General features: G+C 61.5%; 26 protein-coding genes. 18 read left to right on the top strand and 8 right to left on the bottom strand.

What is annotated here, in order from left to right; genetic code table 11:
• The first annotated feature begins 47 nt into the window (after positions 1–47).
• From ACSHXH_RS07050 to cysE, 13 genes are read left to right on the top strand one after another with little or no spacing between them, the layout of a single operon-like run.
• Positions 48–641 (top strand): head-tail connector protein, encoded by a 594-nt coding sequence (locus tag ACSHXH_RS07050; protein WP_435671078.1) that lies wholly within the window; start codon positions 48–50, stop codon positions 639–641.
• Entirely contained in the window at positions 638–973 is a 336-nt protein-coding gene (locus ACSHXH_RS07055; protein ID WP_435671079.1) for a head-tail adaptor protein, read from the top strand. Before ACSHXH_RS07050 ends, ACSHXH_RS07055 begins: the two co-directional genes overlap by 4 nt.
• A complete protein-coding gene (locus ACSHXH_RS07060) occupies positions 970–1,380 on the top strand; it encodes a DUF3168 domain-containing protein (RefSeq protein ID WP_435671080.1) in 411 nt (136 codons plus the stop codon). The genes ACSHXH_RS07055 and ACSHXH_RS07060 overlap by 4 nt, the downstream gene beginning before the upstream one ends.
• Positions 1,381–1,414: 34 nt before the next feature.
• On the top strand, positions 1,415–1,831 hold the full coding sequence (locus tag ACSHXH_RS07065) for a phage major tail protein, TP901-1 family (protein ID WP_435671081.1): 417 nt from the start codon (positions 1,415–1,417) through the stop codon (positions 1,829–1,831).
• Between the two features lie 3 nt (positions 1,832–1,834).
• Entirely contained in the window at positions 1,835–2,155 is a 321-nt protein-coding gene (locus tag ACSHXH_RS07070; protein ID WP_435671082.1) for a gene transfer agent family protein, read from the top strand.
• A complete protein-coding gene (locus ACSHXH_RS07075; protein WP_435671083.1) occupies positions 2,152–2,361 on the top strand; it encodes a rcc01693 family protein in 210 nt (69 codons plus the stop codon). The genes ACSHXH_RS07070 and ACSHXH_RS07075 overlap by 4 nt, the downstream gene beginning before the upstream one ends.
• Entirely contained in the window at positions 2,354–3,004 is a 651-nt protein-coding gene (locus tag ACSHXH_RS07080; protein ID WP_435671084.1) for a phage tail tape measure protein, read from the top strand. Before ACSHXH_RS07075 ends, ACSHXH_RS07080 begins: the two co-directional genes overlap by 8 nt.
• A gap of 12 nt (positions 3,005–3,016) precedes the next feature.
• Positions 3,017–3,649 carry a phage distal tail protein, Rcc01695 family gene (locus tag ACSHXH_RS07085; RefSeq protein ID WP_435671085.1) on the top strand — a complete coding sequence of 211 codons (633 nt, stop codon included), beginning with the start codon at positions 3,017–3,019 and terminating at the stop codon, positions 3,647–3,649.
• Positions 3,649–4,536, top strand: coding sequence for a DUF2163 domain-containing protein (locus ACSHXH_RS07090; RefSeq protein WP_435671086.1), 888 nt, complete (start codon positions 3,649–3,651; stop codon positions 4,534–4,536). Before ACSHXH_RS07085 ends, ACSHXH_RS07090 begins: the two co-directional genes overlap by 1 nt.
• The gene (locus ACSHXH_RS07095; RefSeq protein WP_435671087.1) at positions 4,533–4,976 is read left to right on the top strand and encodes a peptidase; all 444 of its coding nucleotides are present in this window, start codon (positions 4,533–4,535) and stop codon (positions 4,974–4,976) included. Before ACSHXH_RS07090 ends, ACSHXH_RS07095 begins: the two co-directional genes overlap by 4 nt.
• A 5-nt stretch (positions 4,977–4,981) precedes the next feature.
• Positions 4,982–8,938, top strand: a complete 3,957-nt coding sequence (locus ACSHXH_RS07100) for a baseplate multidomain protein megatron (protein ID WP_435671088.1) — start codon at positions 4,982–4,984, stop codon at positions 8,936–8,938.
• Positions 8,935–9,330, top strand: a complete 396-nt coding sequence (locus ACSHXH_RS07105; protein WP_435671089.1) for a DUF7742 family protein — start codon at positions 8,935–8,937, stop codon at positions 9,328–9,330. Before ACSHXH_RS07100 ends, ACSHXH_RS07105 begins: the two co-directional genes overlap by 4 nt.
• 12 nt (positions 9,331–9,342) lie before the next feature.
• On the top strand, positions 9,343–10,152 hold the full coding sequence (cysE, locus tag ACSHXH_RS07110) for a serine O-acetyltransferase (protein WP_435671090.1): 810 nt from the start codon (positions 9,343–9,345) through the stop codon (positions 10,150–10,152).
• 120 nt (positions 10,153–10,272) lie between these two features.
• Here the strand turns inward: cysE and ACSHXH_RS07115 are convergent, their stop codons facing one another.
• The 3 genes from ACSHXH_RS07115 to pdhA form a co-directional block, all read right to left on the bottom strand.
• Positions 10,273–11,553 (bottom strand): pyruvate dehydrogenase complex dihydrolipoamide acetyltransferase, encoded by a 1,281-nt coding sequence (locus ACSHXH_RS07115; protein WP_435671091.1) that lies wholly within the window; start codon positions 11,551–11,553, stop codon positions 10,273–10,275.
• 84 nt (positions 11,554–11,637) lie between these two features.
• Complete coding sequence (locus tag ACSHXH_RS07120; protein ID WP_435671092.1) at positions 11,638–13,002, bottom strand: pyruvate dehydrogenase complex E1 component subunit beta; 1,365 nt, start codon at positions 13,000–13,002, stop codon at positions 11,638–11,640.
• Positions 13,002–14,015 (bottom strand): pyruvate dehydrogenase (acetyl-transferring) E1 component subunit alpha, encoded by a 1,014-nt coding sequence (pdhA, locus tag ACSHXH_RS07125; RefSeq protein WP_435671093.1) that lies wholly within the window; start codon positions 14,013–14,015, stop codon positions 13,002–13,004. The genes ACSHXH_RS07120 and pdhA overlap by 1 nt, the downstream gene beginning before the upstream one ends.
• Before the next feature lie 300 nt (positions 14,016–14,315).
• On the opposite strand from pdhA, the gene ACSHXH_RS07130 reads away from it, so the two are divergent.
• A complete protein-coding gene (locus tag ACSHXH_RS07130; RefSeq protein WP_435671094.1) occupies positions 14,316–16,103 on the top strand; it encodes a type I secretion protein in 1,788 nt (595 codons plus the stop codon).
• 28 nt (positions 16,104–16,131) lie between these two features.
• On the opposite strand, the gene ACSHXH_RS07135 is transcribed toward ACSHXH_RS07130, so the two are convergent.
• A complete protein-coding gene (locus ACSHXH_RS07135; protein WP_435671095.1) occupies positions 16,132–16,434 on the bottom strand; it encodes an FtsB family cell division protein in 303 nt (100 codons plus the stop codon).
• A gap of 145 nt (positions 16,435–16,579) precedes the next feature.
• Positions 16,580–17,755 carry a phosphoglycerate kinase gene (locus ACSHXH_RS07140; RefSeq protein ID WP_435671096.1) on the bottom strand — a complete coding sequence of 392 codons (1,176 nt, stop codon included), beginning with the start codon at positions 17,753–17,755 and terminating at the stop codon, positions 16,580–16,582.
• Positions 17,756–17,879: 124 nt separating this feature from the next.
• Here ACSHXH_RS07140 and ACSHXH_RS07145 point away from each other — a divergent pair, with 124 nt between their 5' ends.
• The 3 genes from ACSHXH_RS07145 (at position 17,880) to ACSHXH_RS07155 (ending at position 20,137) form a co-directional block, all read left to right on the top strand.
• On the top strand, positions 17,880–18,386 hold the full coding sequence (locus tag ACSHXH_RS07145) for a peptidylprolyl isomerase (RefSeq protein ID WP_435671097.1): 507 nt from the start codon (positions 17,880–17,882) through the stop codon (positions 18,384–18,386).
• Positions 18,379–18,927 (top strand): peptidylprolyl isomerase, encoded by a 549-nt coding sequence (locus tag ACSHXH_RS07150; protein ID WP_435671098.1) that lies wholly within the window; start codon positions 18,379–18,381, stop codon positions 18,925–18,927. The genes ACSHXH_RS07145 and ACSHXH_RS07150 overlap by 8 nt, the downstream gene beginning before the upstream one ends.
• A 238-nt stretch (positions 18,928–19,165) precedes the next feature.
• Positions 19,166–20,137, top strand: a complete 972-nt coding sequence (locus ACSHXH_RS07155; RefSeq protein WP_435671099.1) for a DUF3179 domain-containing protein — start codon at positions 19,166–19,168, stop codon at positions 20,135–20,137.
• On the opposite strand, the gene ACSHXH_RS07160 is transcribed toward ACSHXH_RS07155, so the two are convergent.
• Positions 20,095–20,958, bottom strand: a complete 864-nt coding sequence (locus ACSHXH_RS07160) for a GNAT family N-acetyltransferase (protein WP_435671100.1) — start codon at positions 20,956–20,958, stop codon at positions 20,095–20,097. The genes ACSHXH_RS07155 and ACSHXH_RS07160 overlap by 43 nt on opposite strands.
• Before the next feature lie 82 nt (positions 20,959–21,040).
• A complete protein-coding gene (gene tyrS / locus ACSHXH_RS07165) occupies positions 21,041–22,291 on the bottom strand; it encodes a tyrosine--tRNA ligase (protein WP_435671101.1) in 1,251 nt (416 codons plus the stop codon).
• A 97-nt stretch (positions 22,292–22,388) separates the two neighbouring features.
• Between tyrS and ACSHXH_RS07170 the strand changes: the two genes are divergently transcribed.
• Positions 22,389–23,441 (top strand): anhydro-N-acetylmuramic acid kinase, encoded by a 1,053-nt coding sequence (locus ACSHXH_RS07170; RefSeq protein WP_435671315.1) that lies wholly within the window; start codon positions 22,389–22,391, stop codon positions 23,439–23,441.
• A gap of 309 nt (positions 23,442–23,750) precedes the next feature.
• On the opposite strand, the gene moaA is transcribed toward ACSHXH_RS07170, so the two are convergent.
• Positions 23,751–24,755: a GTP 3',8-cyclase MoaA gene (moaA, locus tag ACSHXH_RS07175; RefSeq protein ID WP_435671102.1), complete on the bottom strand. Its 1,005-nt coding sequence runs from the start codon at positions 24,753–24,755 to the stop codon at positions 23,751–23,753.
• Between the last annotated feature and the right edge of the window lie 71 nt (positions 24,756–24,826).

Below are 24,826 nucleotides of genomic sequence, written 5' to 3' on the forward strand. Positions count from 1 at the left end.
ACAACAGGTCGGCCCCGACTGAGGGACAGGTTTGCGGAGAACACGAGATGTATTTGATTGAAGAGAGCCAGATACCCGAAGCGGCTTTGCCGGTGGCGCGTTTGCGAGACCATTTGCGCCTCGGCAGCGGCTTTGTCGAAGACGGGCTTCAGGACGGGTTGTTGGGCGGGTTTCTGCGGGCAGCGATTGCAGCGGTGGAGGCGCGGACGGGCAAGGCGTTGTTGGTGCGCGATTTCCTGTGCAGCCTGCATCGCTGGCGCGATGTGACCGGGCAGGTCGTGCCGATTGCGCCGGTGCGGGCGGTGACGCTGGTCACGCTGGTCGATGCGTTTGGCGCGGGCACGGTTGTCGATCCGGCGCGTTATGGTGTGGTCGCGGATGGTGATGCGCCCAAGCTGTTGCCGATGGGGGGGTGTCTCCCGTCGATCCCGGAGCATGGGAGCGCCGAATTGCGGTTTCAGGCTGGGATGGCTGAGGCGTTTGGCGATCTGCCTGCCGATCTCGCGCAGGCGGTGATGCTGCTGGCGGCGCATTACTACGAATACCGCGACGAAACTGCGTTGGGCCAGGGGTGCATGCCATTTGGGGTGACCAGCCTGATCGCGCGCTATCGCCCGGTGCGGCTGGGGTTCGGGACATGAGTCGCTGTTTGACATCGAAGCTGGTGCTGGAGCGGTTGGACGCCGTGCCGGATGGCGCGGGCGGGATGCACGAGAGCTGGGTCGCGTTGGGCGTGATCTGGGGCGAGGTGACGCCGCGTTCCGGGCGTGAGGGTGTTGGCGAGGCCGGGCAGGTGTCGGTGACCGGGTTTCGGATTGTCGTGCGCGGTGCGCCGCAGGGGTATTCGGCGCGGCCTTTGCCCGACCAGCGGTTTCGTGACGGGGCGCGGGTGTTTCGGATCAATTCGGTGACCGAGGCCGATCCCGGTGGGCGGTTCCTGACCTGCCTGTGTGACGAGGAGGTGGCGACATGAGCTATGCGGTGGCGGCAGCGTTGCAGGGCGCGGTGTACCGGGAATTGCAGAACGACGGGGGTGTGTCGGTTCTTGTCGGCAACCGGGTCTATGACGCGGTGCCCAAGGGGCGATTGCCGGATTTGTACGTCGCGCTGGGCCCGGAGCGGGCGGTGGATGCGAGCGACAAGACCGGGCGTGGGGCTTGGCACGAATTCGTCGTCTCGGTGATCTTGGACGATGCGGGGTTCCAGACGGCCAAGGAGGTGTCCGCGGCGATATGTGACGCGTTGATCGACGCGGATATGGCGTTGGAACGGGGTCGGTTGGTGGCGCTGAATTTCAAGCGGGCGGCGGCGCAGCGGGAAAAGGCGGGTCGGCGCAGGATCGATCTGATCTTCCGGGCGCGGGTTGAGGATGACGCCTAAGGCGCATCGAGTTTTCTAGACAGGAGTGTGGGCGATGGGTGCTCAGAACGGGAAAGACCTTTTGATCAAGGTCGATTTGGACGGCAATGGCACGTTCGAGACATTGGCGGGCTTGCGCGCCACGCGGATCAGTTTCAATGCCGAGGCGGTGGATGTGACCTCGCTTGAGAGCGATGGGGGCTGGCGCGAATTGCTGGCTGGGGCTGGCGTGCGCAGCGTGGCGATTTCAGGCGCGGGCGTTTTCAAGGATGCGGCCACGGATGCCCGCGCGCGGCAGATCTTCTTCGACAGCCAGACGCCTGCGTTTCAGGTGATCATCCCCGATTTTGGGATTGTTCAGGCACCGTTTCAGGTGACCGGGCTGGAATATTCGGGGTCGCATAACGGGGAGGCGACGTATGAGCTGTCTCTGGCGTCTGCGGGCGCGGTTGTCTTTACGGCGGCGGTGTAGGCGGTGGCGAACCCCTGGCGCGGAGAGGTGACGCTGGTGATCGACGGCGAGCCGCATGTTCTGCGGCTCACGCTGGGGGCGCTGGCAGAGCTGGAGGCGGGTCTTGGCGTGGATACGCTGGTCGATCTGGTGGCGCGGTTCGAAGGCAGTGGGTGTTCGAGCCGGGATGTGCTTGCGCTGATCGTGGCCGGGCTGCGCGGCGGGGGCTGGCGCGGGACGGCGGCGGATTTGCTGGCCGCAGAGATCGAGGGTGGGCCGCTCGCGGCGGCGCGGGTGGCGGCAGAATTGCTGGCGCGGGCGTTCACGCCGGTGGGTGAGGCGTGAGCCGGTTTGACTGGCCAACGCTGATGCGGGCGGGGATGCGCGGATTGGGGCTGTGCCCGGCAGAGTTCTGGGCGCTGACCCCGGCAGAGTTGCATCTGCTGTTGGGCGGTCGGGGGGCGGCCCCTTTGCGGCGGAGCGGGCTGGAGGCGCTGATGGCAGCGTATCCGGACAATCGGTCAGAGGACGGGGAGGAACAGAATGGTTGAATTGGACGGGATCGACGGGTTCGAGGCGCAGGTGAGCGCGTTGGAAGAGGCGATGGTCGGCGCAACCGCCATGGCGGGTGGATTTCAGGCCGAAATGGCCAAGGTGCGGGACTCGTTGTCCGAAACCGGCAAAGGCGCGTCCAAGCTGGAAGGCGCGCTGAACCGGGGGCTAAGCCACGCGATTGACGGGGTGGTGTTCGACGGGATGAAGTTGTCGGATGCGCTGGGCACGATTGCGCAGTCTATGATCGGTGCGACGTACAAGGCTGCGGTCAGCCCGGTGACGCAACATCTGAGCGGGATGGTGATGCAGGGGATTGGCAACTTGCTGCCCTTTGCCAACGGAGCGAGCTTTAGTCAGGGGCGCGTGATGCCCTTTGCGGATGGCGGTGTGGTGCATGGGCCAACGACTTTTCCGATGCGTGGTGGCGTTGGCCTGATGGGCGAGGCAGGGCCGGAGGCGATCATGCCGCTGGCGCGGGGTGCTGATGGCAAGTTGGGTGTGCGCGGGGGCGGCGGCGGGCGTCCGGTGAATGTGGTCATGAACATCACGACGCCCGATGTGCAGGGGTTCCGGCGGTCACAAAGCCAGATCGCGGCACAGATGGGCCGGGTGTTGGGCTCGGGCCAGCGGAACCTGTGAGGAGGGACATCTATGCAGTTTCATGAGGTGCGGTTTCCCACGGCGCTGAGCTTTGGGTCCATTGGCGGGCCAGAGCGGCGGACCGATGTGGTGACGCTGGCAAGTGGGTTCGAGGAACGCAACACGCCATGGGCGCATTCGCGCAGGCGCTATGATGCGGGGATCGGGCTGCGGTCGATGGATGATATCGACACGCTGATTGCGTTTTTCGAGGCGCGGCGCGGGCAAATGTATGGTTTTCGCTGGAAGGACTGGTCGGATTTCAAATCCTGCAAGCCGTCGGCGCAGGTGTCTGCAACGGATCAGGTGATCGGAACCGGGGATGGTGTCGGGACCGAGTTTGTCTTGCGCAAGGCTTATGTGTCAGGCGGGGCTGCCTATGCGCGGCCGATCGCAAAGTCGGTGGCGGGCAGTGTGGTGGTGGCCGTGGACGGTGTGGCGCAAGCCGAGGGCACCGACTTCACGGTTGATCCGGCGACGGGTGTGGTTGCGTTCTTTGCCGCCCCGGCTGCGGGGGTGTCCGTCACAGCGGGGTTTGAATTTGACGTGCCTGTGCGGTTCGACACGGATCGTATCCACACAAGTGCGGCGACGTTTCAGGCGGGCGAGGTGCCGGACGTGCCGGTTGTGGAGCTTCGGGTTTGATGCCGGGCGCTGAGGCGCTGGCCGCGCATCTGGCCGAAGGGGTGACCACTGTGGCGCGGGCCTGGGAGGTGACGCGCCGGGATGGACGGCGGTTCGGGTTCACCGATCACGATCTGGATTTGCGCTTTGCAGATCTCGTGTTTCGTGCCGATACGGGCATGAGCGCAGCGGCGGTGCAGCAGGGCACCGGTTTGTCGGTAGACAATAGCGAGGCGGTTGGTGCGTTGAGCGATGCCAGCGTGACCGAGGCGGATATTGCCGCTGGGCGCTTTGACGGGGCCGAGGTGACTGCGTGGTTGGTCAACTGGGCAGATGTCAGCGCGCGCAAGGTATTGTTTCGCGGGTCACTGGGTGACATCACGCGCAGTGGTGGCGCATTTTCGGCAGAGCTGCGCGGGCTGACCGAGTGGCTTAACCGTCCTGTAGGACGCGTGTTTCAAGCGCCTTGTCTTGCTGTGCTTGGAGATGCCACGTGCCGGGTCGATACCGATGTTGCGGGCATGTGGGCCGAGGCCACTGTGACCCTGATCGGCGACAAGGGAGAGCTGACGCTTGCAGGGGCGTCCGGCTTTGAAGCGGAATGGTTTCAACGGGGACGGCTGAGCGTGCTGAGCGGCGCGGCCAGCGGGTTATGGGGCGCGATCAAGCGGGATGTGCTTTACGACGATGGCGCGCGCCGGATTGACCTGTGGGAGCCGCTTCGGGCGCGCATGTCGGTTGGGGATCAAGTGAAGCTGATTGTCGGTTGTGACAAGCGGTTCGAGACTTGCCGAAGCAAGTTTGACAACCTCATCAACTTTCAGGGCTTCCCGGATATTCCTCAGGAGGAATGGATTTTGATCCATCCCACGATGGCGCGGTCGCGCAGCGGCGGGAGCCTGCGATGAGTGGGACTGTTGTTGTGGCAGCAGCCCGCGGCTGGATTGGGACACCTTATGTGCATCAAGCCAGCCTGCGCGGGGCCGGGGCGGATTGCCTTGGCCTGTTGCGCGGCCTTTGGCGCGACTTGCTTGGGGGTGAGCCGGGGGTTGTGCCGCCTTACACGCCGGACTGGGGTACGCCGCAGGGGGACGAGGCCTTGTGGCGCGGCTTGGCCGAAAAGATGGACGGCAAGGGCCTTGAGGACGAGGCACCGGGGGATGTCATCCTGTTTCGGATGCGGGACCGCTGCGTGGCAAAGCATCTTGGGATTCAGGCCGTGATCGGCGAGCGGGCCAGTTTTGTGCATTCCTATTCGGGGCATGGGGTGCTGGAAACCTCGCTCAGTGCGCCGTGGCGGCGGCGTATCGTGGCGCGCTTTGCGTTCCCGGACATTCAACAGGGGTAAGACAGATGGCAACACTGGTTCTTTCGGCAGCAGGTGCAGCGCTGGGCAGCAGCCTTGGCGGTTCGGTTCTTGGGCTGTCCATGACGGCGGTGGGCCGGTTTGCGGGGGCCACGCTGGGGCGCGCCATTGACCAGCGGATTCTGGGCGGAGGTGGGCGCACGATCGAGACTGGCCGGTTGGGCCGGTTGCGTCTGAGCACGGCAGGTGAGGGCCAGCCGATTCCGCAGATTTACGGACGGATGCGGGTTGGTGGGCACATCATCTGGGCGACGCAGTTCAAGGAAAACACCTCGACGTCCGGAGGTGGCAAGGGGGTGTCGCAACAGCCGAGCATCAAGGAATACAGCTATTCGGTGAGCCTTGCCGTTGCGCTTTGTGAGGGGGAAATCACCAGTGTGAACCGGATCTGGGCGGATGGGGCTGAAATCTCGATCTATGATGTGACGATGCGGGTTTATCCCGGGTCGCGCGATCAGGTGCCCGATCCCAAGATGGAGGCGGTCGAGGGCGTGGGCGCTGTGCCTGCCTATCGTGGTACGGCCTATGTGGTGTTCGAGGATCTTGATCTGGGGCGGTTCGGCAACCGGGTGCCGCAGTTCAGTTTTGAGGTGACGCGCCCTGTGCAGGACACGCCGGACGATGTGCCGTTCAACATCCGGGGCGTGGCAATGATCCCCGGAACGGGTGAATATGCGCTGGCAACAGATCCGGTGGCGCTGGATGGTGGCGCGGGCCAGGCGGATGTCATCAACGTCAACAGCCCTTCGGATCAGCCGGATTTTGTCACATCGCTCAAGCATTTGCAGGACGAAGTGCCCGATTGCGGGTCTGTGTCCTTGGTTGTGAGCTGGTTTGGCAGCGATCTGCGTTGCGGTGAATGTGTGATCCAGCCGAAAGTTGAGCAAAACCAAGCGGACAGTGCCGAAATGCCATGGACCGTGAGCGGGATTGCGCGCGAGATGGCGGGGCTTGTTCCGCGCGATGAGGGGCGCCCGGTGTATGGTGGCACGCCATGTGATGCGTCCGTGGTGCAATCGATCCGGGACATGACTGCTAAGGGATTGGAGGTGCTCTATTACCCGTTCATCCTGATGGAGCAGATGCCGGGCAATCGCCTGCCTGACCCTTGGACGGGAACAGTCGGACAGCCCAAGCTGCCGTGGCGCGGGCGGATCACTGCCAGTGTCGCTCCGGGTCAGGTTGGAGACCTGACAGGGACAGTCACGATTGACGAAGAGGTGGCCGCATTCTTTGGGGCGGCTCAGGTCGATGACTTCCGTGTGATTGAGGGGGCTGTCGTCTATGCGCCCGAGGTTGTGGATCTGAGCGAAGAGGATGACGAGACCGAAGAAGATCAAGCGGTTGTGCAGGATTGGGGGTATCGTCGGTTCATTCTGCATCAGGCCCATCTGTGTGCGCAGGCCGGTGGAGTGACGGGGTTTTGCATTGGGTCCGAGATGCGGAGCCTGACACAATTGCGGGGCGCGTCGGGGTTTCCGGCGGTTGAGGCGCTTCGGGTATTGGCGGCGGAGTGCCGGAGCATACTCGGGCCGGGGGTGAAGATCGGCTATGCGGCGGATTGGTCGGAATATTTTGGCTATCATCCGCAGGATGGCAGCGGCGATGTGTATTTTCATCTGGACCCGCTTTGGGCCGATCCGAACATAGATTTCATCGGCATCGACAATTACATGCGTCTGTCGGATTGGCGTGAGGGCGCGGCCCATGCCGATGCCGATTGGGGGGCGATTTACAACCTTGATTACTTGCGGGCCAATGTTGCGGGCGGTGAGGGGTATGACTGGTATTACCCGTCACAAGAGGCGCGCGACGTCCAGCAGCGTGTGGCGATCACTGATGGTGCCTATGGAGAGCCTTGGGTCTATCGCTACAAGGATATTCGCAATTGGTGGTCGCAGCCGCATCACAACCGTATCGGTGGTGTCCGGCAGGCGACCCCAACTGCGTGGGTGCCGCAATCCAAGCCGGTTTGGTTTCCCGAAATCGGCTGCGCTGCGGTGGACAAGGCCACCAACGAGCCGAACAAGTTTCTTGATCCCAAAAGCTCGGAAAGCACTTTGCCGGCCTATTCGAACGGGATGCGGGATGAATTGATCCAGCACCAGTATTTGCGCGCGATTTTGGGATTCTGGGGCGATCCGCAGAACAACCCGGTGTCGGCCCTGTACGGCGAACCGATGATCGATATGGGGCGGGTCTATGTCTGGGCCTGGGACGCGCGGCCCTATCCGTGGTTTCCCAATGTCGAAGAGATGTGGTCGGATGGGCCAAACTACCGACGCGGGCATTGGATCAATGGGCGGGTGTCTGGCCGGACGCTCTCATCTGTTGTCGCCGAGATTTGCGAGCGCGCCGGGCTGCATGACTACGATGTGAGCAGGCTCTATGGGTTTGTCCGGGGGTATCTTGCGCCGGATGTGGCGGATGCGCGGCGGGCGTTGCAACCGCTGATGATGGCTTATGGCTTTGACGCGATTGAGCGCGACGGCGTGGTAGTGTTCCGCAACCGCGACGGCGCACGCGCGTTTGATTTGAACATGACCCAGCTTGCCTTGCATGACGAGATCGGCACCGAAGTGGCGCAGACGCGCAGTTCGGAGGCCGAAATGTCGGGTCGTGTGCGGCTCAACTTTGTGGAGGCGGACGGCGATTATCGCAATATCGCCGAGGAATCCATTCTGCCGGACGCGCAAACCCATGCGGTCGCCGAAAGCGAGGTGCCTATATTGCTCACCCGTCCCGAGGGGCGGCAAGCAGTCGAGCGGTGGCTGAGCGAGGCGCGGGTTTCGCGGGATGCGGTGCGGTTTGCTTTGCCCTTGTCGCAGCAGGCGCTGGGCGCGGGCGATGTGGTGCGGCTTCCTGTCGAGGCGGGGGTCATGACGTTGCGCATCGACCGGGTGGACCAGACCACGCACCAGTTGATCGACGCGGTGCGGATCGAACCCGAGGTTTATCATCCGGCGGATTTCCCGGATGACCCGACGCCGACCCGACGCTTTGTGACCACCGGGCCGGTTTTGCCGCTGTTCCTTGATTTGCCGCTGATCCGTGGCGATGAGGTGCCGCATGCGCCACATATCGCGGTGACCTCTGATCCGTGGCCGGGAAACGTTGCTGTGTATGATGCAGCCGAGGATGTGGGCTACCGGTTGAACACGCTTGTGGGGACAGCGTCGGCTGTTGGGGTCACGCGCAACATGATACCTGCGGCCCCGTCCGGGCTTTGGGATTTGGGCACCCGGATCGAGGTTGTGTTGACCACGGGCACCTTGTCTTCGGTGTCCGAGACGGCACTTTTGGGAGGTGGCAATCTGGCAGCGATTGGGACTGGCGACCCGGATGCGTGGGAGGTGATCCAGTTCCAGACCGCCGAGTTGATCGGGGAGCGGGTTTGGCGATTGCGCAGGTTGTTGCGGGGGCAGATAGGCACGGATGCATTGATGCCAAACGTTTTGGCTGCCGGGGCGTATTTCGTGGCGCTGGATGGCACGCCGCAACAGATCGGGTTGCCGATTGCGCTGCGTGGTCAGGCGCGGCATTACCGGGTTGGTCCGGCAGACAAACCCTATGATCACGCGGCCTACCGTCAAAGCGTGCAGGCGTTTTCGGGCAATGGGCTGCGGCCCTACAGCCCGGTGCATCTGGGCATTCAACGGGACGGTGCCGATCTGCATGTGACCTGGATACGCCGGGCCCGGATCGAGGGCGATGGATGGGACCTGCCGGATATCCCATTGGGTGAGGAGGCCGAGCGCTACCGGGTAAAGGTGCTGTCTCAGGGCGGTGTTGTACGCGAAGCGGAGGTAAGCGTACCAAGCTGGACCTACAGTGCGGCAATGCAGGCCGAGGATGGGTTCGCCGGTGTTGGGCAGGTTGAGGTGGCACAGCTGTCCGCACGCTTTGGTCCGGGGCCTGTGGCTCGGTGGGCGATACCTGCATGAGTCCTGTGATCTACAATGACGTTCTGGCCGCTGTGTCGGTCGTGGCCGGGGTGCCGCCAACACAGCGCGAGGCGATGATCGCAACGATGCTGGACCAGGCTGACGCAGCCTGTGCCTATCGGCATGTTCATCGCCGGGCGCATCCGACCTTTGGCGATGGCAGCCTGATGGCAAGTGCGCTGCGCCATGAGGCGCGCGGGGATGTGTCGTTCCAGTCGCGGGACAGCCTGTTGGCGTGGCTGTGTGTGGTGTCAGCTTTGTTGGCGCGATGTGACGCGCCCAAGGGCAGGCTTGGGGCGCCTACGCGGCGGGGTCATTTGATCGGTCGATTTGTGAAATCACAGCTTTGCGTTTTCGCTCTGCGGTCCTATCTGCTATGTCTGACGCGTTAGAGGAGAGATGGCATGGCCGAAACCCGCACCAAACTCGCATCGGTTGATCCTGTCTGGGGTCGTATCGTCAAGGAAGCGGACGAAGCCGTTGCGCAGGAGCCGCTTTTGGGGGGCATGATCCATTATTCGGTTCTGCACCATCCCAGCCTTGAGCGCGCGCTGAGCTACCGGATTTCGCTCAAGCTCGCCAATGGCGAGATGACCGAGCAGATTCTGCGCGAGATTTGCGATGAGGCGTTTGCGTCGGACCCGAGCCTTGCCATGGCGGCGCGGGCGGACATCGTGGCGGTTTATGAGCGTGACCCGGCCTGCCACCGGTTCTTGCAGCCGTTGTTGTTCTTCAAGGGCTTTCAGGCGATCCAGTGTTACCGACTGGGCAATTGGTTGTGGCGTCAGGGGCGGCATGATCTGGCCTATTTCGTCCAGATGCGCTGTTCCGAGGCGTTTGGCGTCGACATTCATCCCGCAGCCCGGATCGGGCAGGGGATCATGATCGATCACGCTCACTCCATTGTCATTGGGGAGACGGCTGTGGTGGGCGACAACGTGTCGATGCTGCATTCCGTGACGCTGGGGGGCACCGGCAAGGAAGAGGAAGACCGCCATCCCAAGATTGGCGATGGTGTGCTGATCGGGGCCGGGGCCAAGGTGTTGGGCAATATCCGTGTGGGCAATTGTTCGCGCGTTGCGGCGGGATCGGTCGTGCTGGAGGAAGTGCCGCCGTGCAAGACTGTGGCCGGTGTGCCGGCGCGGATCGTCGGTGAGGCAGGTTGTTCGCAGCCGTCCATCAGTATGGATCAGATTTTGCACTCTGGCGCGTGATGTGGGCGCGGCGATGCGATGACGCATCGCCTGTTTCCATAGGCGGAAAGGTTTGGGGGCTCTGCCCCCGTCGCCCGTTGGGCGACTCCCCCGAGGTATTTTGAGCCCAAAGAAACCTGATCAGGCGAGCATGGCCATCGGGCTTTCCAGATTGTCGGAGATGGCTTGCATCAGTTCTGCCCCGAGCGCACCGTCGATGACCCTGTGATCGACCGACAGGGTCATGGACATCAGTGTTGCTACGCTGACCATGCCGTCTTCGCCGACGACCGGCTTTTTCATCCCCGCGCCTACGGCCAGTATCGCGCCGTGGGGTGGATTGATGACAGCGTCGAAGTTTTCGATCCCGAACATCCCGAGGTTGGAAATCGCAAAGCTGCCGCCCTGGTATTCATGTGGCGCGAGTTTGCGGTCACGGGCGCGGGTGGCGAGGTCTTTCATCTCGGCTGACAGGGTGGATAGGGATTTCTGGTGTGCGTCCTTGAGCACGGGCGTAAACAGCCCGCCGTCGATGGCGACAGCCACCGCAACATCCGAGGGGGTCAGTTGCAGGATGCGGTCACCGGCCCAGACGGCATTGGCTGTGGGCACCTGTTGCAGGGCCAGCGCGCAGGCTTTGATGATGAAGTCATTCACGCTCAGTTTTACACCGCGCTTTTCGAGTTGCGCATTGAGCTGGGACCGGAAGGCCAGCAGCGGGTCGAGATTGACCGACCGGCGCAGGTAGAAATGCGGGATGGTTTGTTTGGCCTCGGTCAGGCGCGCCGCGATCGTCTTGCGCATACCGTCCAGCGGCACCTCTGTGTAGATTCGGTCCGCATATATGCGTGCAACAGCGCCCGCGTCCGCGGGCTGTGATGCGGGGGGGGCGGTCTTGGATGGGGCTGTGGTTGCGGTTTGGGGCGATGCGCCGTCGACATCGGCTTTGACGATCCGCCCACGGGGGCCTGTGCCGGTGATCTGGCTTAGGTCGAGTCCCTTGTCCGCGGCGATCCGGCGCGCGAGGGGGGAGGCAAAGACACGGGTGCCGGGTGCAGCATCCATCGGGGCAGGGGCGGTTTGCGCTTTGGCCTCGGAGGGTGCGTCAGCAGGCGTAGGCGGCGTAGGCGGCGTAGCGGCGACGGGGGTCTGCGCTGTCCCGATATCCTCCGCGCTTTCGCCGTCTTCCAGAAGCAGTGCGATGGGGGTGTTGACCTTCACCTCTGTGGTGCCTTCGCTGATCAGCAGCTTGCCGATCACACCCTCATCCACGGCTTCGAATTCCATCGTCGCCTTGTCGGTTTCGATCTCGGCGAGGATGTCGCCCGAGGACACGGTGTCGCCTTCTTTGACCAGCCATTTCGCCAGCGTACCGTCTTCCATCGTTGGCGAGAGGGCGGGCATGAGGATTTCTATCGGCATGTCAGGTCTCGTCTGTCAGCAAGGTGAGATCATGGGTCGCGTTTGCGGGGCAGGATGCGCGTGCCAAAGCGAGGGTGCGACAGGTCATCGATAACACACCTTTTTCGCCGCCTCGACCACTTCTCCGGTGGTGACCAGCGCGTGCTTTTCGAGGTTCGCCGCGTAGGGCATTGGTACGTCTTTGCCTGTCAGGTTCAGCACCGGTGCGTCCAGATAGTCGAAAGCGCGTTCCATGATCACCGCCGACAGGTGGTTGCCGATGGCCCCGACGGGGAAGCCTTCCTCTACGGTGATGCAGCGGTTGGTTTTCTGCACGCTGGCGATCACCGTGTCATAGTCAAGCGGACGCAGGGTGCGCAGGTCTATGACTTCGGCGCTGATCCCGTCTTTTGCAAGCAAATCAGCAGCTTCGAGCGCATACGTCATGCCGATGCCGAAGCTGACGATGGTCACGTCCGACCCTTCGCGCCAGATGCGGGCTTTGCCGAAGGGGACGGTGTAATCCTCGATCTCGGGCACCTCGAAACTTTTGCCGTAGAGGATTTCGTTCTCAAGAAAGATGATCGGGTTTGGATCGCGGATCGCGGTCTTGAGCAGGCCTTTGGCGTCGGAGGCCGAATAGGGCATCACCACCTTCAGCCCCGGGATATGCGCGTACCATGCCGCGTAGTCCTGAGAGTGCTGGGCGCCAACGCGGGCAGCGGCGCCATTTGGGCCCCGGAACACCATCGGGGCGCCCATCTGACCGCCCGACATATAAAGCGTCTTTGCGGCGGAATTGATAATCTGGTCAATGGCTTGCATGGCGAAGTTGAACGTCATGAATTCGACGATCGGGCGCAAGCCGCCAAAGGCCGCACCGACTGCGATGCCGGTGAACCCATGTTCGGTGATCGGCGTGTCCATCACCCGGCGCGCGCCAAATTCGTCCAGCAGGCCCTGGCTGATTTTGTAGGCGCCTTGATATTCGCCGACCTCTTCGCCCATGAGGAATACGGTCTCATCCCGGCGCATTTCTTCGGCCATCGCGTCGCGCAGCGCTTCGCGGACGGTGGTCTGGCGGGTCTTGGTGCCTTCGGGCCAAGGCGCTTCGGCTGTGACCACCGGGTCCGCAGGCGCTTTGGCTTCTGGGGCCGCAGCAGCCGGGGCCGGGGCGGCTGCGGCTGGTGTCGGGGCAGAGGATGGGGCGCTGGTGTCTGCGCTTTCGCCGTCTTCGAGCAGCACCGCGATGGGTGTGTTCACGCGCACGCCTTCGGTCCCTTCGGCCACAAGGATCTTGCCGATGATGCCTTCGTCCACGGCTTCGAATTCCATCGTCGCCTTGTCGGTTTCGATCTCGGCCATGATGTCACCGGCAGACACGACGTCGCCTTCCTTGACCAGCCATTTGGCCAGCGTGCCCTCTTCCATGGTCGGAGACAGGGCAGGCATAAGAACTTCGGTCGCCATTACACGGTCTCCTCGGCATAGATATCGGTCCACAGCTCGTCCAGAGGCGGTTCCGGGCTTTCGCGGGCGAACTCGGCGCTGTCGTTGACCACGGCTTTGATCTCTTTGTCGATAGCTTTCAGATCGTCTTCGGTGGCGTGTTTGCCGGTCAGCAACATCTCGCGCACATGTTCAATCGCGTCACGTTCTTCGCGCATCTTTTGCACCTCTTCGCGGGTGCGATACTTGGCCGGGTCCGACATCGAGTGGCCGCGATAACGGTAGGTCTTGACCTCAAGGATATACGGTCCTTTGCCAGAGCGGCAGTGCTTGACGGCCTTGTCGCCTGCGGCCTTGACCGCCAGCACATCCATGCCGTCCACCGCTTCGCCCGGAATGCCGAACGCCGCGCCGCGGGTGTGCAGATCCGGGGTCGAGGTCGAGCGTTGTTGCGCCGTGCCCATGGCGTATTGGTTGTTTTCAATGACGAAAATCACCGGCAAAGCCCAGAGTGCGGCCATGTTGAACGTCTCGTAGACCTGACCCTGGTTGGCAGCGCCATCGCCGAAATAGGTGAACGTCACGCGGTCGGTGCCTTTGTATTTGTCGGCAAAGGCCAATCCGGCACCCAATGGCACCTGCGCGCCGACGATGCCATGCCCGCCGTAGAAATCCTTTTCCTTGGAAAACATGTGCATGGAGCCACCCTTGCCCTTGGAATAGCCCCCGATCCGTCCGGTGAGTTCGGCCATGACCCCGTTCGGGTCCATGCCACACGCGAGCATATGCCCGTGATCGCGGTAGGATGTGATGCGCTTGTCGCCCTCTTCGGCGGATGCTTCCAGCCCGACGACAACCGCCTCCTGTCCGATATAAAGGTGGCAAAACCCACCAATCAGGCCCATGCCGTAAAGTTGGCCTGCCTTTTCCTCGAACCGGCGAATAAGCAGCATGTCGCGGTAATAGGCGGTCAGTTCCCCTGCCGAGACATTCGGCAGGCCTGCCGCCTTGCCCGTGGTTTTCCGTGCCGCCATGGGCGCCTCCCCGTGAAACTGTTTAGTGCTAAACCTTTTCCAAAGCCTACGATCATCATTTGGCGAAAGGCAAGACCCGATCTTTCGGGGCTGTGCCGCATGGCTGATGATTCGGACACAAAAGTGTCCTCGTGGGATCTGATAAGTCACTAGTCAGTGGACAATCCCAAGGCTGTCACAAGGACTGTTTTTCACGCAGGATCAATTATGGCCCAATTTGGGCATGTTTAACAGAATCTACAGACATGATGGCACAAATAAGGAGAGATTGCGGCAGCAGCCTTTCCGGGGATCACCTTTATGCCAGACATCGCAGCCTATGGATTTATGGGAACCGCAGCCTCTCAGGGGTTGTTTGGGGCCAACGTGCTTGCGACGCGGTCAACCTTGGTGCAGGGCGGTGATTACGACCGCCTGATCGAAGAATTGGGGGTCGGATCGTTCCGCTATCCGGGCGGGTCATTGACCGAACGGTATTTCGATATCACCGATCCGAACGCCACTGTGGTCACGGACCGTGACACTGGCGAAATGCGGGATTTCATTCCGTTGGACGACGCGCTGGCCTATGCCGGTGACGAAGGGTTGGCGGTCACAATCGTGATCCCCACGCGTAACCTGCTGTCTGACACGACTGACGACAATGGCGATCGCTTTGCCGCGATCGACGAAGACGCTCTGCGCGGGTTTGTACGCGATGTGGTCAGTGGTGTGCATGGCGAGGCCGAGATCGAAGCGTTCGAGCTGGGCAATGAATACTGGGGCAGCGGGCAAATGTCGTCCGTCGAATACGGACGCCTCGCCAGTGAAATGGCGGTGATTGTCGATGACGAACTCAACACCCTCAACGCGGACACGGATATCATCGTGCAATCGGGCACGAATTTCGATTTCGCGCGCCTGTCCGACCAATATTCCGAGGACATGAGCAGCGCGGACATCCTTGCCGATCTGAACGCCACTTACGGGCTGACCCTGGACGAAGGCAGCGTTTTCAGCTCGGGTGCGATCAACTGGACCAATGTGGCCAATGAAATGATCCTGTCGGAGTTCGACACACAAGCCGAACAAGAGGCGGTTGATCAGGTTGCTGTGCATGTCTATTCGCGCGGCCAGGTGAACGAAGGCCAGCGCAGTTTTTTTCTCAACAACACAGAAGAAACCTGGGGCGAAGATATCCCCGATGCGCGGATCGCGGTGACCGAATGGAACACGGCTGGCAATTCGGGCGCGTTGGACCGCAATACCGATTTCGGCCTCTTCCAGTCGCATGAAATGCTCAACATGATGGAAGAATTCCTGCGCTATGACGTGGAAACCGCCCATGTCTGGCCACTGATCCAGAACACCCCCAACACGCTGAGCGTGGATGACGGACAAGCAGACCTGACGCCGGGTGGTGCGATGTTCAGCATGATGCAAGACGCGCTGCCGGGCAAAACCGCGCTTGACCTGACACCTGAAGCCGGGGCCGATACCGAGGTTGAGGAAGATGGCGTGTCGGTACACGGCTTTTGGGAGCCGGACGAATTGCTATTCTATATTGCTGCGACGGATGTTGGCGGGGCGGACACGAATGTCGATTTTTCGGGCCTCGTGACCGATGCTGGACGGGTAGAGATTTCGGTGCTTGGCGTGGCCGAAGGGGACGCTGTTGGATCAAACACCTCGGATGCAGTGGTCGAAGACCTTGATCCGGCGGCGTTCATGGATGGCACCACGCTGTCCGTTCTGATGGAGCAGGGCGAAATCATGCAGGTCCGCATGTTCGGCTTTACCCCGTCGCAGGATTTTCAGGACGTCATTTCAGACGAAGCGCCCGAAGCACTGCCAGACCCGCTGATCGATCCGTTTGTTGAGGGCACCGCAGGCGAACCCTCGGCTGAAACCGGGACTCAGACCGAGGCCGATGCGCCAGACGCCAACTTCCCCACCGTCGCGGTCACACAAAGTGCGCGTGAATTTCTGGCCGCCGAAGAAGCCGCGGCAACAGACGCCGAACAGGAAGACGACGATGATGGCATGGACGGGTTGGGCGATTTGATCGCAGTTCTGCCGTTTCTGGGGCTGCTGGCCTTGTTCATGTGAGGTCCGCGCGTGATCCCAGTGGCAGGCGTCAGCGAACGACGATCTCGTCGGTGCGGACCATGCCAAGCATGTCGCGGGTGCGTTCGTCCAGCAGGTCCAGATCAAGATAGGTGTCCGACAACCGCCGTGTCAGGTTTTCCATTCGCGCCAGTTCAATCTTGAGGTCAGATAGCTCTGCCGCAAGGTTGCGGGTCTCGACTTCGATTTCAGCGCGGCGAAAAACGCCGTAATCGCCTTGAACGGCGGCAAAGATGAAATAGGCACCCACGCAGAACGATCCTGCGAAATACACCAAGGCCCCAAGGGCAGGTCGTGCGCTGTTCTGGTTCATCTGGTCGTGTTACCTCAAACGGGCCTCTTTGGCGGGCGCGTTGATGTAAGATGCCACAGGGCGCGGCCAGATGGAATTCCCTCATTTTTGAATTTTTGCCGCAGTCGTGCCAGTGTTGCTTTCAAGACTCGCCACTGTGATGGGATCAGCCCAACGCAGCGACACCCGGCAAGGTTTTGCCTTCCATCCACTCCAAAAATGCGCCCCCGGCGGTCGAAATGTAGGTGAAGCTTTCGGCGGCATCCGCCTTGTTCAACGCGGCGACCGTATCTCCGCCACCGGCCACCGAGACCAGTTTGCCTGCCCGGCTCAGACCCGCTGCATAAGCCGCTGCTGCGTTGGTGGCCGCATCAAAGGGGGGGATTTCAAACGCGCCCAAAGGCCCATTCCAGATCAGCGTTTTGGCTTGGCCGAAGGCCTGACAGATATGGGCGACGCTGTCGGGACCGGCATCTAAAATCATGGCATCAGCCGGGCAGTTTTCGGCTGCGACCACCTCGGACGCCGCGCCTTCCTTGAAGGCGCGCGCCACGACAACATCCCGCGGCAACAGGATGGCGCAGCCGGTGGTCGCGGCTTTTTCGGCAATCGCGCGCGCGGTGTCTGCCAGTTCATGCTCGCACAGCGATTTGCCCACGTCGATGCCTTGCGCCGCAAGGAACGTGTTGGCCATGCCCCCACCAATGATGAGGATGTCCACCTTTTCGACAAGGTTCGACAACAGGTCGAGCTTGGTCGACACTTTCGCGCCGCCGACCACCGCAACCACGGGGCGTTCCGGCGCACCCAGTGCTTTTTCCAACGCGCGCAGCTCCGCCTCCATCAACCGGCCCGCGCAGGACGGCAAAAGCTGTGCCACGCCGGTGGTCGAGGCATGGGCGCGGTGTGCGGCGGAAAAGGCATCGTTGCAGAACACATCGCCCAAGGAGGCCAGAAATTCGGCCATTTTGGGATCGTTGGCTTCCTCCATTGCAGAAAAGCGCGTGTTTTCCACCAGCACTACCGTATCTGCGGGCAGGGCATCAATATCGGCGCGGCTGGGCCGTTCGAAAAAGACCACATCGCGTCCAAGCGCTGCTTCCAGGGCGGGCTGGATCAGCGACAGGCTCATCTCGGGATTGGGGTTGCCCTTGGGGCGCCCGAAATGTGCCAGAAGAATCGGTGTGCCGCCTTTGGCCAGAATATCGGTGATCGTGGGGACAATCCGGGTGATCCGGGTCGCATCGGTGACGCGGCCATTTTCCATCGGCACGTTGATATCGACGCGCGTGAGGACGCGTTTGCCGGCAAGTTCCATGTCGTCGAGCGTTTTCCAGGCCATCTGCCCCTCCTGATCCAAGTACCCCTGTGATGGCGGCGCGCGACACAGAGGTCAATGCGGTCCTTGGCAATTGGCGGGTCGCGCTTTAAGTCATTGCGCAACCATTCATATGAAGGAGCCCGGCATGGCCGAGATCAAAGACCCCGAGAACACAATCCTGATGGAACTCAAGGACGGCACTGTCACCATTGAACTGCTTGCCGATATTGCCCCGAAACATGCCGAACGCATGAAGGAACTGGCGCGATCAGGTGCCTATGACAATGTCTGTTTCCACCGGGTGATCGACGGGTTCATGGCCCAGACCGGCGATGTCGAACATGGCGATATGGAAGACGGATTCAACATCCGTCGTGCGGGCACGGGTGGGTCGGACCTGCCGGACCTGCCAGCCGAGTTTTCCAAACTGCCGCATGATCGCGGCACATTGGGTGCGGCGCGGTCACAGAACCCGAATTCCGCCAATTCGCAGTTTTTCATCAACTTTTCCGACAACCATTTCCTCAACGGTCAATACACGGTCTATGGCCGCGTGATTTCGGGTATGGAGCATGTTGACGCGATTGTGCGCGGTGAGCCGCCTGCAAGCCCGGACCGCATGGTGTCGGTCAAGGTGGCCGCAGATGCGTAAGCTGGTTGTTGCGCTGACGCTGCTGGCGTCCCCGGCGCTGGCGACCGGATTGCAGATCGAGGTGGCCGGTGTCGCCAATGGCACCGTGACCATCGATCTGTTCGAAGACGTCGCTCCACAGCACGTCGCCCAGATCACGGCGCTGGCCGCTGACGGGGCGTATAATGGCGTTGTCTTTCACCGGGTGATTGACGGGTTTATGGCGCAGACGGGCGATGTGGAATTCGGCAAGATTGACGGTGGCAACATGTCCATGGCCGGGCGCGGTGGGTCGGACCTGCCGGACCTTCGGGCCGAGTTTTCCGACAAACCCTTTGATCGGGGCATCGTTGGAATGGCACGGTCGCAAAGCCCGAATTCGGCCAATTCGCAGTTCTTCATCATGTTTCAGGAAGGTTATTTCCTGAACGGCCAATACACGGTTGTGGGCGAAGTGACCGGCGGCATGGACGTGGTCGACGCAATCAAGCGCGGTGAAGGCCAAAGTGGCGCGGTGGTCGGTCAGCCCGATGTGATGGCGGACGTGACGGTCACTGAGTGATTTTGATGTGCGTGGCCCTTCGGGGCCACGCGCCGTATGTGCCGTCGCCGCCTTTGGCGTCAACGGCGTTTGGTGCAGTTTGCAAACTTTGGGCCTGTTGAGGAGGGTTTGCAGATTTACACTTTTGTGTTTGCATATTTTCAAAAAGAAGAAGTTCAGGTCGCGCACGGTCACACCTGCGTGTTGCGGGCTGTGCAGACGGCCTTGTTTCCGGCAAGCTCCCTTCAATTAAAGGAGTATGCCAATGCGATTGGGTTTGGTGTCTGCGGTGCTTGCGATTGTCATGACCACGTCTGTCGTCGCCAGTCCGGAGTTTTGGCGCAACGAATGGCCGGATACGAATTTCGAAAAGACCACGGTGCCCAACTGGGTCGAGATCCTGTCCGGTGGGCCACCCAAGGATGGCATTCCCGCGCTCAGTGATCCGGCCTTCGTGCGTGCTTCGGGTAAGACGGGGATCGCCCCGACCGAGCCTGTGATCACGCTTGAAATGGGCGGACAGGCGCGGGCCTATCCGATCCGCTATCTCACGTGGCATGAGATCGTGAACGATGTGGTGGGCGGTGTGCCTGTGGCGGTGACGTTCTGCCCGTTGTGTAATTCGGCGATGACGTTTGACCGGCGGGTGCAGGACCGCGTGCTGAGCTTTGGCGTGTCAGGCAAGCTGCGCCATTCGGATATGATCATGTATGACCGTGAGACGGAAAGCTGGTGGCAGCAGGCGATTGGCGAGGGCATTGTCGGCGACCTGACCGGGGTGGAATTGACGACGCTGCCAAGCTGGATGGAAAGCTGGGCCGAGTTCACCGCGCGCCACCCGGATGGGTTGGTGATGGCGGAGCCGGAATATAACCGCGACTACGGGCGCAACCCTTATCAGGGCTATGATACTTCTTACAAACCGTTCCTCTATTCCGGCGAGATGCCACCGCATGGCATCGACGCCTTGGCGCGGGTTATTCGGGTGGGGGATCGGGCCTGGCCAATGGCGCGTTTGGCGCGCGACAGCGAAGTGCGCGAGGCTGGTGTGGTGATCACGTGGCGGGCCGGTCAGGTGTCGGCATTGGACAGCGCGCGGATCAGCGAGGGCCGCGATGTCGGGTCGATCCGGGTGCGCGACGGGCAGGGCCGGGACGTGCCGCATGATGTGATGTTCGCCTTTGCCTATCACGCCTTTTGGCCGGATGGGGCGTGGATGCTGGGCAACTGACGCCTGAACGGGCGCGGGAGTCGCAGCCATGTGCCACCAAGCGGATGTCGCGCTGCCCCGGTGCGCAGTTTGAAACGATCAAGCCCGGGTGAACCGTTCAGCAGGCCAAGGTCCAGCACAGAATAGTCGCGTGCCGCCAGCCAGAGCATCATGTGCCAAAGCGTCAAGGTATGGGCGTTTGCGCGACGGCCTTGCGCTGTGGTGACGCCAAGATGGTAGGTGGCCCAAGGCTGGTGACACAGATACAGCATCGCGGCGATTGGGGTGGTGCCATCATGCGCGGTGATGACCCGGGCGTGTCCGGGGTTTTCTTGCGCAAAACAGTTCAGAAAAGGCACAGGCCAGTTCCGGTAGTGATTGGCTTTTTGCTGCGCCCGGTCCGCGTCTGTGATCCAGCGGTGTTGGTCCGGGCAATAGGGTGTGTTGCTGATCCGAAGCTGCGCGCGCTTGGCGCGGATCAACGCATTGCGCCAGTTCTGATGCAAGGCGGTGTGCATTTGGTCGGGTGGGCCAAGGGTCAGACGCGCGTGGTGCTTTGGCGCAACAAGTCGGAGATATCCCCGCATCGGGAGATCGCTGCTGGCGGTGTTGACAATCAGTGGGCCTGTGATGTCAAGCGCGTGCAGATAGTCGGACGCTGCGTCCAGGGGCAGGCCCAACGGGCCCTGCGAGATCAGGTTGACCGCGCCGATCAGGGGCAGGCGACGCGTCTGGATCAGGCAGCGGCCTTGGTCGCCAATCCTGTCAAAGCGCACATGCGTGCCAAGGGCGCGCAAGGTGCGGGTATAGGCGTCGGATTGAGAAAGCGGGTTGGGAACCATTCGCGCAGTTTGGCGCGGAGGGATTTCCGTTTGGTTAACGCGTGCGCCCGGTTGGGAAGCTAACCGGGCGCAGCGTTGGGTGTCAGCCCAGTTTCACCAAAGCGTGGCGCTTTTTGCCCGCGCTGAGTTTGATCGGATTGGCCAGCGCCGCTGCGTCGATCATCAGGCCCGCATCTGTCAGCGGCGCATCGTCGATCCGCGCACCGTTTTCGGAGATCAGGCGCTTGGCCTCTTTGCCGGTTTTGGCCAAACCGCTGCGCACGATCAGCTGCACGATGGAAATGCCCTCCGCCACCTCGGACGCATCCAGCGTCACGGTGGGCAGATCATCGCCGACCCCGCCTTTTTCGAACACTTCGCGGGCCGTGGCCTCTGCTGCCGCTGCCGCCTCGGCCCCGTGGCACAGGGTTGTGACCTCGTTGGCGAGGATGATCTTGGCGTCGTTGATCTCGGATCCTTCGAGCGCGCCGAGGCGGTTGCATTCGTCCAGCGGCAGCTCTGTGTAGAGCTTGAGGAAGCGACCCACATCGGCGTCGGTGGTATTGCGCCAGAACTGCCAGAATTCGTACGGGCTGCGCATGTCGGCATTGAGCCAGACCGCGCCATCCGCCGATTTGCCCATCTTCTTGCCGTCGCTGGTGGTCAGGAGCGGCGAGGTCAGGCCAAAGATCTGGTGATCCAGCACCCGGCGCGTCAGGTCGATACCGTTGACGATATTGCCCCACTGGTCGGAGCCGCCCATCTGCAAGAGACAGCCGTAGCGCCGGTTCAGCTCAAGGAAATCATAGGCTTGCAGGATCATGTAGTTGAATTCGAGAAAGCTGAGGCTTTGTTCGCGGTCAAGCCGTGACTTGACGGATTCGAACGACAGCATGCGGTTGACGCTGAAATGCCGCCCGATGTCGCGCAGGAAATCTAGATAGTTCAGCTGATCCAGCCATTCGGCATTGTTGAGCATGATGGCATCGGTCGCACCGTCGCCATAGGTCAGGTACTTGGCAAAGACCTGCTTCATGCCATCGATATTGTCGTCGATCTGGGCAGGCGTCAGCAGCGGGCGTTCATCGGCGCGAAAGCTGGGGTCACCCACCTTGGTGGTACCGCCACCCATCAGGGTGATCGGCTTGTGCCCGGTCTTTTGCAGCCAGCGCAGCATCATGATGTTCAGCAGATGCCCCACATGCAGTGATTTTGCGGTGGCATCATAGCCGATATAGGTTGGCACCACCCCTTTGACCAAAGCCTCGTCAAGGCCCTGATAATCGGTGCAATCGGCCAGAAAGCCACGCTCTATCATGACGCGCATGAAGTCCGATTTGGGATGGTAGGTCATGGGGTTGCCTCGTTATAGATTGGTGGAGGCAGCTATACGCAGGGCAGGGCAAAAGGTGAAGGGCAAGTTGGCAGAACCGATCTGGGCCTTGGGCGCGATGTCGGGCACGTCATTGGACGGGGTCGATGCGGCTCTGGTGCTGACAGACGGTGTGACGATTTCCGAGTTTGGCGCGTCGGGCTATCGTGGGTATTCAGACGCAGAGCAGGCGGTGCTGCGTGCGGCACTTGGCAAATGGCCGGGCGACGATCTGGCGGATGCTGCTGCTATTGTTTTGGAGTCCCACGTCGCGGCGTTGCAGGGGTTTGACGCCGAGGTGGTCGGGTTTCATGGCCAAACGCTTGCGCATGACCCGCAGGGGCGAGGAACACACCAATTGGGTGACGGCGCGGCTTTGGCCGAGGCGCTGGGGCGCACGGTGGTTTGGGACTTCCGGTCCACGGATGTGGAGATGGGCGGCGAAGGCGCGCCGCTAGCGCCGTTTTTTCACTGGGCCTGCGCCAAGCGGATCGGGGCGGAGGCACCCATGGCGTTCCTGAACCTTGGGGGCGTCGGGAACCTGACTTGGGTTGACCCCAGATCGGACAAACCCGATGCGCCGGGGGCGTTGCTGGCCTTTGACACTGGGCCTGCGAATGCGCCGATCAACGACCTTATGATGGAGCGGCGCGGGCTGGCCTATGACAAGGGCGGCGCGCTGGCAGCACAAGGCCAAGTGGTGGACGGCGCGCTGGAGCTGTTTCTGGACGAAGGTTATTTCCGCAAGATGCCGCCCAAGTCATTGGACCGAAATGATTTTTCTCTGATGCTTGATCTGGTGCGCGAACTGGATGATGCTGATGCGGCCGCCACAATGACAGCAATGGCCGCCGCCGCAGTGATGCAAGGGATGGAGCATTGTCCGGTCGCGCCAGACCGGCTTTTGGTGACGGGCGGCGGGCGGCACAATCCGGTGATGATGGCGATGCTGGCATCGGCGCTGGAATGTTCTGTGCAGCCCGTTGAGGCTGTGGGGCTGGATGGCGACATGCTTGAGGCGCAGGCCTTTGCCTTTCTGGCGGTTCGCGTGATGCGGGGGTTGCCGACATCGGCACCTGGCACCACGGGGGTGCGTGCGCCCGTCGGCGGTGGGCAGATTTCGCGCGTTTGATCGAACGCGCGCCTGCGGCGCGCCGGTTTCGCTTGCCACGCCTTAGGCGCGACACGCGATTGGGGCTCTGCCCCAAACCCCGAGGTATTTTGAGCCCAAAGAAACCAATTGTTAAGGGTAGCGCGGCACTGTGGACCTACGGTACAGGCCGAGGGGCCGATGACCGTGCCCGAAGAAGCCATTGGTTCATGTCAATTCGCTTCAGTGCCCGTCACGTCATTGGCGTGGCGGGCATCTTGGTTTTAGGTTTCTTTGGGCTGAAAATACCTCGGGGAGCGCGAGGGGCTGGCCCCTCGCAAGTCAGACCGCTCAGCCGCCAGTATGGCTCATGTGGCGCGAAACGCGGCCATCAACGGTCTGGCGGGAATAGTCGAAATCATGGCCTTTGGGTTTCAGGGTGATCGCATCACGGATCGCCTGTTCCAATGGGGCATTGCTGACGGGGTGGTTGCGCAGCGCAGACCGCAGGTCGGCATTGTCTTCCTGACCCAGACACATGAACAGTTCACCTGTGCACGTGAGACGCACGCGGTTGCAGCTTTCGCAGAAATTATGCGTGAGCGGCGTGATAAAGCCAATCTTCTGGCCGGTTTCCTCAACCCGCACATAGCGCGCGGGTCCGCCGGTGCGTTCGGGCAAATCGGTCAGGGTGAATTCTTTGCGCAGCTCATCCCGCAGGTCGCTGAGTTTCCAATATTGGCCAAGCCGGTCTTCATTGCCAATATCGCCCATGGGCATCACTTCGATAAAGGTGATGTCCATGTCGCGGCTTTTGCACCACTCGATGAGGGTGAAAAGCTCGTCCTCGTTGAAATCCTTGAGTGCCACGGTGTTGATCTTGACCCGAAGCCCGGCTTTCTGGGCGGCGTCGATGCCTTTGATCACTTGTGGCAGGCGACCCCAGCGGGTGATGTCGGCAAATTTCTTGTCGTCCAGCGTATCGAGCGAGATATTGATGCGGCGCACGCCGGCGTCATACAGGTCACCCGCAAAACGGTCGAGCTGTGAGCCGTTGGTCGTCAGCGTCAGTTCCTTGAGCGATCCTGCGTCCAGGTGGCGGGTCATGGACCGGAAGAAGGTCATGATATCCCGGCGCACCAGCGGTTCCCCGCCGGTGATCCGCAGTTTTTCCACACCCAGACCCACGAAGGTCGAACACATGCGGTCCAGCTCTTCCAGCGTCAACAGCTCTTTTTTGGGCAGAAAGGTCATGTTTTCCGACATGCAATACACACAGCGGAAATCGCAGCGGTCGGTGACGGAGACGCGCAGATAGGTGATCGCGCGCTGGAAAGGATCAATAAGTGGTGTCATAGGACAGAGCCTAGCCTTTCATTGGGGAGTGGGCAAGTATGGCCATCGAATGATTTACAGGACGAAAGTCG

It is taken from the genome of Marivita sp. (genome assembly GCF_051251565.1).
GTDB lineage: Bacteria > Pseudomonadota > Alphaproteobacteria > Rhodobacterales > Rhodobacteraceae > Marivita.